Origin of the sequence: Brotocaccenecus cirricatena, assembly GCF_020687045.1 — a bacterium.
Classification (GTDB): Bacteria; Bacillota; Clostridia; order Oscillospirales; family Oscillospiraceae; genus Vescimonas; species Vescimonas cirricatena.
In genome coordinates this window covers 1-9,320 of the sequence record NZ_JAJEPW010000085.1, presented here as the reverse complement: position 1 = coordinate 9,320, position 9,320 = coordinate 1, and the positions used below count along the sequence as shown (strand labels likewise).

Genomic DNA, 9,320 nt, shown 5'->3' with positions numbered 1-9,320 from the left:
GCCGTGGCCCACGATCTGGGCCACGCAGGCCGGAGCGGTGACGGAGATACGGCGGAAGGATTCCCGCCGGTTGATGTTGCTGAGGTGGACCTCTATCGCCGGGACGCTGACGGCCAGCAGGGCGTCATAGATGGCGTAGCTGTAATGGGTATAGGCCCCGGGGTTGATGACGATGCCGTCATACACCCCGTCGGCGGCCTGTATTTCGTCAATGAGCGCCCCCTCGTGGTTGCTCTGGCGGATGTCCACCCGGATGTCCCGGGCGGCGGCGTAGGCGGTGATCTCCATGCACAGGTCGTCGTAGCTGCCGGTGCCGTAGATGCCCGGCTCCCGCTTGCCCAGCAGGTTCAGATTGGGACCGTTGAGAATGAGAATGTTCATGTCTGCTCCTCTCTCCACAGGCGGACGGCTTCCTCCGCCGCCTGACGGGCTGTGGATTTGTTGACGGAATGGTGGGCGGCGGCCCGGTACAGGTCCCGCCGCTGCCGGGCCAGGCGGAAAATGGCGTCATCATCCGTCAGCAGGGGGCGGCCCTGCCGCCGCAGGGTGCGGCGGATGGCCCAGGGGGACCGGTCCAGGAAGATGACCAGGCCCCCGTCCCGCAGCAGCCTCCGGTTCTCCCGCCGCAGCACCGCGCCGCCGCCGGTGGCCAGGACGATGCCCTCCCGGCGGCACAGCTCCGCCAGAACCCGGGACTCCAGGTCCCGGAAATACCCCTCGCCGCTTGATGCGAAGATATCGGCGACGGAACGGCCCTCCCTCTGCTCCAGGAACTTGTCCGCGTCCACAAAGGGCAGGTTCAAGGCCTTGGCGCACAGCCGCCCCACGGTGCTCTTGCCGCTGCCGGGCAGGCCCACAAAAATCAGGTTCCTCACGACTGCTGCTCCCGGCTCAGGGCCATCAGCGTCTCATACAGGCGCTCCACCTCCGCCCGGTGCTCCGGGGCCAGGTCGCCCCGGCTGCGCAGCACCTGGGCCTCCCGCTCCGGGTCCCGCACCGGGAGACCGTGGGCCGCCTTATAGGCCCCGATGTCCCGGGACAGCTCCTGCCGCCGGACCAGCAGCCCCACCAGCTGCCGGTCCACGTCGTCCAGCTGCAGCCGCAGGGATTTCAGATCGCCGCCCCGGGGGTCCAGCACCCGCCACAGGGCCAGGGCCGCAGCCGCCTCCACAATGGGGGCCGCCCGAAGGGCGATGCAGGGGTCGTGACGGCCTTGAACCGTCACGGTGCAATTTTCCATCCGGGACAGGTCCACCGTGTCCTGGGGCAGGGCGATGGAGGGGGTGGGCTTGAAGGTGATGGTAAAGGTCAGGGGCATACCGTTGGTGACGCCGCCGTTGATGCCGCCGTTGTGATTGGTGACGGTCCACACCCGGGTCCCGTCGGTGCGCAGGGCGTCGTTGGCCTGACTGCCCCGCAGGGCGGCCAGGGCCGCGCCGTCGCCGAAGCCCAGGGCCTTCACCGCCGGGATGGCGAACAGGTGCCGGGCCAGCTCCGATTCCACCGCCTCCCGCCAGCCGGGGCCGCCCAGCCCCGCCGGAAGCCCCGTGACGGTGCAGGCGATCTCCCCGCCTACGGAGTCCCCGTGGGCCTTGGCTTCTGCCGCCTGCTGCCGGAGGGCGGGCTCGTCAACCACCCGGGCGGTCAGCTGGATATCCTGCTCCTTCAGCCAGGCCTTCACCATAGCGCCTGCCGCCACCAGAGGGGCCGTCAGCCGGCCGGAATAGGGCCCGCCGCCCCGGGGATCGTTGTGCCCCCCGCTGCGCACCCAGGCGGCATAGTCCGCGTGGCCGGGCCGGGGCTTATTCCGCAGGGCCTCATAGTCCCCGGACCGGGTGTCCCGGTTTTCCAGAACCAGGCAGATGGGGTCGCCGGTGGTGAAGCCCTGATAGACGCCGCTGAGAATATGGAGCCGGTCCGGCTCATGCCGGGCGGTGGCCAGAGGGCCGCCGGGGGCCCGGCGCTCCAGCTCCCGGGCGATGATCTCCCGGTCCACCGGCAGGCCCGGGGCCGCGCCGGTGACCAGCACCCCCACGGCGGGACCGTGGGATTCGCCGAAAATGGTGTAATCCAGCATTTATACTTCCTCCGTTTGTCCCCCCAGGCGGCGGTAATCCGCCCAGAAGCCGGGGTAGGATTTATCGGTGCACCCGGCGTCGCGCAGCAGCACCGGGCCGGTGCAGAAGGGCGCGGCGCAGGCGCACAGCATGGCAATGCGATGGTCGCCGCAGCTGTGGGCCTCGCCGCCGGTGAGACGGTCCGTGCCCCATACGGTGAGACCCTCCGGCTCCTGCCGGACGCGGCCCCCCAGGGCCGTCAGCGCCGCCGACACCGAGGCCAGGCGGTCACTCTCCTTGTCCCGCAGCCGGGCGGCTCCGGTGAAGCGGGTTTCCGTTCCCGGCCGCAGCGCCGCCGCCAACGCCAGCGGCGGCAGCAGGTCCGGGATATCCGTCAGGTCCACAGTGCCCGGCAGACACCGGCACAGCGCCCCGGCGGCCCGGTCTCCCTGCAGGGAGTCCCGGCGCAGCCCCGTGACCTCCACGGGACAGCCCAGGGCGGCGATTGCCAGCCAGAAGGCGGCGGCGGACCAGTCCGGCTCCGGCTCTATGGGAACCGGACGGAACCTTTGCCCGCCGGGGATAAGAAAGCCGCCGGGGCTTTCCTCAATGACAATGCCGCACCGCTCCAGCACCGCCAGGGTCAGGTCCACATACGGCCGGGAGGCCAGGGGGCCGGTCAGAACCAGCTCCGAGTCCGCCGCCAGGCCCGGCAGGGCCATCAGCAGGCCGGAGATCAGCTGGGAGGTCCGGCTTCCGTCCACCGGGATGCGGCCCGGGGAAAGGGGGCGGGTGACCCGCAGACCGTTTTCCGTGGGCGCAAGGCCCCAGTCCCCGGGCAGGGGCCGGGCCAGCAGCCGCCGGGTGCCGGCGAACCGGGTCCCCACCCGACCCCGGGCCATGGCCAGGGGCAGAAGAAACCGCAGGGTGCTGCCGCTGGCCCCGCAGTCGATGACCGGCTCCGGTTGGTGATACAGGGCCCACAGGCCCCGGACCGTGGCCAGAACGTCGTCGGCGGGGTCCGGGGGGCAGGGGAACTCCCCCGCCTGGGCCAGGCAGATCAGCTGCCGGTGCAGCAGGCTTTTGGAGGGCGGCGGCGTCACCGCGCCCCGCAAAGGGGCGGGATACAGGCGCAGGTCCATCACTCCACCTCCAGCAGGGACGCCAGGGGTACCGTCAGCAGACGGCCCGCCCCGGCCCGCTGAGCCACGGCGATGGTAACCTGATCTCCGGCCCGCTTCTTGTCCCGGGCCAGATAGTCCGCCGCCCCATCCCAGGGCAGCCGGACGGGAAGCTCCCACCGCTCCAGCAGGGGGGTGAGTCTGTCCAGCAGCGCCTGTCCGCCCAGCCCGTGGGACACCTGCCAGCGGAGCATCTGCATCATCCCGGCGGCCACGGCCTCGCCGTGGGTATAGGCGTCGTACCCTCCGGCGGCCTCGTAGGCATGGCCGAAGGTATGGCCGAAGTTCAGCAGGCGGCGGGGGCCGCCGTCCCGCTCGTCCCGGGCCACCACCGCCGCCTTATACCGGCAGCAGCGCTCCACCAGCCAGGGAAGATCCGGCTTTGCCGCCGTTTCCAGATGGCGGAGAATCTCCTCGTCCCCGATGACGCCGCACTTGATGACCTCCGCCATGCCGGAGGACAGCTGCCGCCGGGGCAGCGTACCCAGGCAATCGGTGTCCGCCAGCACCAGGGAGGGCTGGTAAAAGCAGCCGATGAGGTTTTTTCCCTCCGGCAGGTCCAGGCCGGTTTTGCCGCCCACGCTGCTGTCCACCTGGGCCAGCAGCGTGGTGGGCATCTGGACCAGAGGGACGCCCCGCAGGATGGTCCCGGCCAGAAAGCCCGCCAGGTCGCCGGCAACGCCGCCGCCCAGGGCCACGATGCCGTCCGCCCGGGTGAAGCCGTCAGCCAGCATCCGGCGGCACAGGGACTCATACACCGCCAGGCACTTGCTGCCCTCCCCGGCGGGGAAAGCATACACCGGCAGCCCTAAGCTCCCGGCATAAAGGGACGCCGCAGTCTCGTCGGCCACCACGGCCCAGCGCTTTACCGGAAGGGCGTTCAGCCGCTCATCGGCCCGGCCCAGCAGACCCGGGCCGATGAGAATGGGATAGGACCGCTGTCCCAGGGATACGTTGATTTGACGCATAGACGGGCTTCCTCCGGCTTTAGTTATCTTCCACCAGGCGCTGCCGGCCCAGGGCGGCCCTGCGGTAATACAGCAGCGTGGCGGCGCTGCACACCAGCCATCCGGCGGGATAGCCCATGGCCAGGGGCAGCAGGGTATTGGTGATGAAATGGGACACGATATACAGATAGATCTGGCGGAACACCACAAAGGAGCCCAGCATGATCACCATGGGCACCTGGCTGTTGCCTGCGCCCCGGAGTGCGCCGGAGTAGATCTGGTTGATGCAGCACAGCAGATAGAAGGGGGAGATATACCGCAGCAGCAGGGTGCCGTAGGCCACCACCTCGGCCTTGCGGTTGAAGAAGGCCGTCAGCTGGGGCGCAAGCACCAGCACCGGGACCATCAGCACCGCCGTCACCGCCAGGGAGATCCCCAGCGCCCGGCGGACGCCCTGCTGGGCACGGGGGGTGTCGCCTGCGCCCAGGTTCTGCCCCACAAAGGTGGTGGCGGACAGGGCCAGGGACTGCATGGGCAGGAACATCAGCTGATCGATCTTGGTATACGCCGTCCAGCCGGACATGCAGTCCGCGCCGAAATGGTTGATATAGGACTGGACGAACACGTTGGAAAAGGCGGTAACGGCCATTTGCAGAGCCGCCGGGATGCCCACCCGGACGATTTTTTTCAGCATGTCCCAGTGGACTCGCAGCCGCCGCAGCTCCACCCGGACGCAGCTGTCCGTCCGCATCAGCACCGTCCGCATCAGCACCGCCAGCACCAGCACCGCCGACACCGCCTGGGCGATGATGGTGGCCCAGGCCACACCGGCCACGCCCATGTGGAACCGGATCACAAACAGCAGGTCCAGCCCGGTATTCAGCACCGCCGACACCACCAGAAAATAGAAGGGCCGCCGGGAGTCGCCCACGGCCCGGAGAATGCCGGAGCCCATGTTATAGATCAGCAGGCCCGTGATGCCGGAGAAATAGATGGACAGATACGCTGTAGATTCCGGCAGCACCTCCGCCGGGGTGTTCATCAGGTCCAGCATGGCCGGGATCAGAGCCAGGCCCAGGGCCGTGAACACTGCGCACAGCACCAGGGTCAGCACCATGGCCGTGTGGACGGTATCCCGGACCTTTTCGGGCCGGTGGGCCCCGTAGTATTGGCTGATGACCACCCCCGCGCCGCTGGACAGGCCCATAAAGAAGCCGATGAGCATATTGATGATGGGCCCCACGGTGCCCACGGCGGAAAAGGCCTCGTTGGACACAAAGTTGCCCACCACCCAGGTGTCCACCATGTTGTAAAGCTGCTGGAACACGTTTCCGGCCAGCAGCGGCAGGGCGAACTGGATCAGGTGGCGGGTGATGCTGCCCTGGGTCATGTCCACGTCCCGCCGGGCGCGGGCGTGGTGATGGCTGAATATCATAAGTGCAGTTCCTCAGTTCTCTCTTTTTATAATAGGATAACACCATTTCCCGGGGAAATCAACCACCCGGCCCTCTGGGGAAAACCCACAATTGACGGGGGAACGCAGATAGGGTATACTGGAGAAAAAGCGAGGGAGGAACTGCTATGGAATACGTTGCCATGATCGGCCTGCTGTTTGCGCCGATTGTCTGTCTGCTGTGCGCGGCCTGGTTCTATGTGCGGTGGCAGAACGAGCATGAGGACCAGGCCCTGGCCCAGCGGGACCGGAGGACCTGCTTCATCTTTCTGATCGCCGCTGCCGCGTCCCTGGTGGTCTTCGGCGTGCTGAAGCTGCTGTTTCCCATCTCGGCATAAAAAATGAGCCCTCCGGCAGGAGGGCTTATTTTTTATGGTCACTTCCAGAGGGAGCAGACCAGGTCCGTGTAGGCGGAGGGGTTCTCGATGGGCAGGCCGGCGATGAGGCAGGCCTGGTTATAGAGAATCTCCGCGTACTTTTTGGCCTTGTCCGGGTCGATGATCCGGGCGGTCTCGAAGGCGGCGAAGGCGGGATGATCCACGTTGATCTCCAGAATGCGCTTGGCCTTCATGCCCAGCTCCGGCTGCACGGCGGTGAAATACTTCTCCATCTCGAAGGTGATGCCCTGGCCGCTGGACAGGCACACCGGATGGGTCTTGAGCTTGGTGGAGGCCTTCACCTGGTCCACCTTATCCCCCAGTGCCTCCTTCAGGAAGGCGAAGCCCTCCTGATAGCTGTCGGTTTCGTCGGGCTTCTGCTCATCGCCCAGCTCCAGATCCCCGTCAATGGCGGAGCGGAAGGGCTTGTCCTGGTACTTCTGCAGCATGTCCGGCAGGAACTCGTCGGCCTTGTCGGTGAAGTACAGGATCTCCATGTTGTGGTCCTTCAGCAGCTCCGTCTGGGGCATATGGTCGATGGCGTCCACGGTGTCGCCGGAGGCGAAATAGATGAACTTCTGGTCCGGCTGCATCCGGGACACATACTCCGCCAGGGTCACGGGCTTCTTCTCGGTGGAGGAGTAGAACAGCAGCAGGTCCTGCAGCTGCTCCTTCTTGGCCCCGTAGTTGTCCAGGGCGCACAGCTTCAGCTGGCGGCCGAAGCTGCGGTAGAACTTCTCATAGTTCTCCCGGTCGTCCTTCAGCATCCGCTCCAGTTCAGCCTTGATCTTCTTTTCCAGGTTGGCGGAGATGATCTTCAGCTGCCGGTCATGCTGCAGCAGCTCCCGGGAGATGTTCAGGCTCAGGTCCGGGGACTCCACCACGCCCCGGACGAAGTTGAAATAGTCCGGCAGCAGGTCGGCGCAGCTGTCCATAATCATCACGCCGGAGGCGTACAGCTGCAGGCCGGGCTTATAGTCCTCGGTGTAATACTGGCTGGGGGCCTGGGAGGGGATATACAGCAGGGCCTTGTAGGTGACGGCGCCCTCGGCGGACACGGTGATGACGCTGAGAGGGGCGGCGGGATCGCCGAAGCGCTCCTGATAGAACTTGTCATACTCCTCCCGGGTGACGTCGGCCTTCTTCCGCTGCCACAGGGGCACCATGCTGTTGAGGGTCTCCCACGCAAAGACCTCCTCATACTCGGGCTTGTCCTGGGGGCTGCCCTCCTTCACCTGGGGGTGGGGCATGAGCATCTTGATGGGGAAGCGGATATAATCGGAATACTTCTTCACCAGCTTATACAGGGGATACTCCCGGAGATACTGGCTGTATTCGTCCTTCTCCTCGCCGTCGGGCTTGATGTGCATGATGATGTCGGTGCCCACGGCGTCACGGGTGCAGGGCTCGATGGTGTAGCCCTCCAGGCCGTCGGACTCCCAGCGATAGGCCTGCTCCTGGCCGTATTTCCGGGAGATAACGGTGATGTGGTCCGCCACCATAAACGCGGAGTAGAAGCCCACGCCGAACTGGCCGATGACGTCGGCCTCGGCCTCCTTGTCCAGCTCCTGCCGGAACTGGAAGGTGCCGCTGGAGGCGATGACGCCCAGGTTGTTCTCCAGCTCATCCGCGTCCATGCCGATGCCGTTATCGCTGACGGTAAGGGTGCGGTTCTCCTTGTCGATGGACAGGGTGATGGCAAAATCCTCCCGCTTCAGGCCCACGTTTTCGTCCGTCAGGGACAGATAGCACAGCTTGTCGATGGCGTCGGAGGCGTTGGAGATGATCTCCCGCAGGAAGATCTCCTTGTGGGTGTAGATGGAGTGGATCATCAGGTCCAGCAGCCGCTGGGACTCCGCCTTGAATGCCTTTTTTTCCATAAATTGACTCCTCTTTTCTGTCAGCAGCGGGGAGACGCACTGCGTCCCCCCGCTCTGTTATAAAATACGATAGGAAACCTACTTTTTCCGGCACACCAGCCACAGCACCACAGAGCCCACGGCCAGAACGCCGGATACCACGGCGGCAGCCAGCAGCAGGGGCTGACGGTGTTCCTTCACCACGGCGCAGGTCTTTTTGCCCACGAAGGAGGCGGCGGTACCGCCCAGGCGGGCAGCCAGCTGCACCACGCTGCGGCCCAGCTCCACGGCGCTGTCCAGGGCGGCTTTGCCGCCGGCCAGCAGGATTTCTTTCACCTTTTCCATAAGCTCGCTCCTTATTTCACGGAATTGGACCAGTCGATGACCGGCTGGAGATTATCGGGACAGACGGCGCTGGCCCCCTTGGTAGCCATGTCATAGGTCAGCTGCTGGGCGGGGTTCAGAGCACCTTTCTCCTCCAGCTGCTTTTTGATCTGGCGGCACTTCACTTGCATCATCAGGTGACAGGGGCTCCTCTGATCCTCTATCCTATGCTAAATTATAGACACAATGTTGAAAAATGTCAATTGTTTTGGAAAAATGTTCACAAATTTTACCGCATAAATCGGTCAATGGCCTGGTTCAGGGAATCCACGGCCTCGTTGTCGCCGGACTCCACAGCGTCCACAATGCAGTGGGCAATGTGGTCCTTGAGGATGACCCGGCCGGTGCTGTTCAGGGCGGAGATCACCGCCGCCAGCTGCACCAGCACCTCGGCGCAGTCCTCGCCCCGCTCCACCATTTTGCGCACAGACTCCAGGTGCCCCTGGGCCCGGGACAGGCGATTCAGAACGGCCTTGGTCTGGGTATGGCTGTGGGTATGCGGATGGGGGTGGTCGTGGTCATGGTCGTGGGGATGGGTATGCTGGTCCATGGTCAGCGGGCCATGCCCTTCTGGCGGGCGTATTCGGCGGCGCCCAGGGCACCCATCAGCTGGGGATCGGTCTTCAGGTCGATGACCTTCAGCTTCAGCACCCGCTCGATGGCCTGCTTCAGACCGGCGTTCTTGGCGCAGCCGCCGGTGAGGGTGATGGCGTCGGTGGCACCGGCCTTCTTGGCCATGACGAAGCAGCGCTTGGCCACGGCCATCTGGATGCCCGCGGCGATCTCGTCCATGGGCTTGCCCTCACCCACCAGGGTGATGACCTCGGACTCGGCGAACACCGTGCACTGGGCGGTGATGGGGATCACGTTCCTGGCCGTCAGGGACAGGTTGGAGAACTCCGGCAGGCTCATCTCAAAGCTGCGGGCCATGGCCTCGTAGAAGCGGCCGGTACCGGCGGCGCACTTGTCGTTCATGGCGAAGTTCTTCACGGTGCCGTCGGTGTCGATGGAGATGCCCTTGACGTCCTGGCCGCCGATGTCGATGATGGCCTTGACGCTGGG

The 9,320-nt window shown here is 65.5% G+C and carries 12 protein-coding genes; 1 reads left to right on the top strand and 11 read right to left on the bottom strand.

The annotated features are described in order from the left end of the window. From aroQ to LKD37_RS15910, 6 genes are all read right to left on the bottom strand, one after another. Positions 1-381 (bottom strand): type II 3-dehydroquinate dehydratase (gene aroQ, locus LKD37_RS15935; protein WP_302930079.1); only part of this gene is annotated, 381 nt, incomplete at its 3' end. Next, a complete protein-coding gene (locus tag LKD37_RS15930; RefSeq protein WP_302930078.1) occupies positions 378-875 on the bottom strand; it encodes a shikimate kinase in 498 nt (165 codons plus the stop codon). The genes aroQ and LKD37_RS15930, both read right to left, overlap by 4 nt. Then, entirely contained in the window at positions 872-2,077 is a 1,206-nt protein-coding gene (locus LKD37_RS15925) for a chorismate synthase (RefSeq protein WP_302930077.1), read from the bottom strand. The genes LKD37_RS15930 and LKD37_RS15925 overlap by 4 nt, the downstream gene beginning before the upstream one ends. Then, the gene (locus LKD37_RS15920) at positions 2,078-3,199 is read right to left on the bottom strand and encodes a 3-phosphoshikimate 1-carboxyvinyltransferase (protein ID WP_302930076.1); all 1,122 of its coding nucleotides are present in this window, start codon (positions 3,197-3,199) and stop codon (positions 2,078-2,080) included. Next, on the bottom strand, positions 3,199-4,206 hold the full coding sequence (locus tag LKD37_RS15915) for a 3-dehydroquinate synthase (RefSeq protein WP_302930075.1): 1,008 nt from the start codon (positions 4,204-4,206) through the stop codon (positions 3,199-3,201). The genes LKD37_RS15920 and LKD37_RS15915 overlap by 1 nt, the downstream gene beginning before the upstream one ends. Positions 4,207-4,225: 19 nt before the next feature. After that, entirely contained in the window at positions 4,226-5,620 is a 1,395-nt protein-coding gene (locus LKD37_RS15910; protein ID WP_302930074.1) for an MATE family efflux transporter, read from the bottom strand. 146 nt (positions 5,621-5,766) lie between these two features. On the opposite strand from LKD37_RS15910, the gene LKD37_RS15905 reads away from it, so the two are divergent. Continuing rightward, a complete protein-coding gene (locus tag LKD37_RS15905) occupies positions 5,767-5,976 on the top strand; it encodes a hypothetical protein (RefSeq protein ID WP_302930073.1) in 210 nt (69 codons plus the stop codon). Between the two features lie 38 nt (positions 5,977-6,014). Here the strand turns inward: LKD37_RS15905 and htpG are convergent, their stop codons facing one another. From htpG to LKD37_RS15880, 5 genes are all read right to left on the bottom strand, one after another. Further along, positions 6,015-7,895, bottom strand: coding sequence for a molecular chaperone HtpG (htpG, locus tag LKD37_RS15900; RefSeq protein WP_302930072.1), 1,881 nt, complete (start codon positions 7,893-7,895; stop codon positions 6,015-6,017). Between the two features lie 78 nt (positions 7,896-7,973). Next, positions 7,974-8,219 (bottom strand): hypothetical protein, encoded by a 246-nt coding sequence (locus LKD37_RS15895; RefSeq protein WP_302930071.1) that lies wholly within the window; start codon positions 8,217-8,219, stop codon positions 7,974-7,976. 11 nt (positions 8,220-8,230) lie between these two features. After that, complete coding sequence (locus LKD37_RS15890) at positions 8,231-8,392, bottom strand: hypothetical protein (RefSeq protein ID WP_302930070.1); 162 nt, start codon at positions 8,390-8,392, stop codon at positions 8,231-8,233. 95 nt (positions 8,393-8,487) lie between these two features. Continuing rightward, positions 8,488-8,808: a metal-sensing transcriptional repressor gene (locus tag LKD37_RS15885; RefSeq protein ID WP_302930069.1), complete on the bottom strand. Its 321-nt coding sequence runs from the start codon at positions 8,806-8,808 to the stop codon at positions 8,488-8,490. 2 nt (positions 8,809-8,810) lie between these two features. Then, a partial coding sequence (locus LKD37_RS15880) for an acyl-CoA dehydratase activase (protein WP_302930068.1) occupies positions 8,811-9,320 on the bottom strand: 510 nt, incomplete at its 5' end.

Coding starts and splice junctions, on each gene's coding strand:
- LKD37_RS15915 (WP_302930075.1), bottom strand. CDS start 4,206: ATGCGTCAAATCAACGTATCCCTGGGACAGCGGTCCTATCCCATTCTC.
- LKD37_RS15890 (WP_302930070.1), bottom strand. CDS start 8,392: ATGATGCAAGTGAAGTGCCGCCAGATCAAAAAGCAGCTGGAGGAGAAA.
- LKD37_RS15905 (WP_302930073.1), top strand. CDS start 5,767: ATGGAATACGTTGCCATGATCGGCCTGCTGTTTGCGCCGATTGTCTGT.
- LKD37_RS15910 (WP_302930074.1), bottom strand. CDS start 5,620: ATGATATTCAGCCATCACCACGCCCGCGCCCGGCGGGACGTGGACATG.
- LKD37_RS15885 (WP_302930069.1), bottom strand. CDS start 8,808: ATGGACCAGCATACCCATCCCCACGACCATGACCACGACCACCCCCAT.
- htpG (WP_302930072.1), bottom strand. CDS start 7,895: ATGGAAAAAAAGGCATTCAAGGCGGAGTCCCAGCGGCTGCTGGACCTG.
- LKD37_RS15920 (WP_302930076.1), bottom strand. CDS start 3,199: ATGGACCTGCGCCTGTATCCCGCCCCTTTGCGGGGCGCGGTGACGCCG.
- LKD37_RS15895 (WP_302930071.1), bottom strand. CDS start 8,219: ATGGAAAAGGTGAAAGAAATCCTGCTGGCCGGCGGCAAAGCCGCCCTG.
- LKD37_RS15925 (WP_302930077.1), bottom strand. CDS start 2,077: ATGCTGGATTACACCATTTTCGGCGAATCCCACGGTCCCGCCGTGGGG.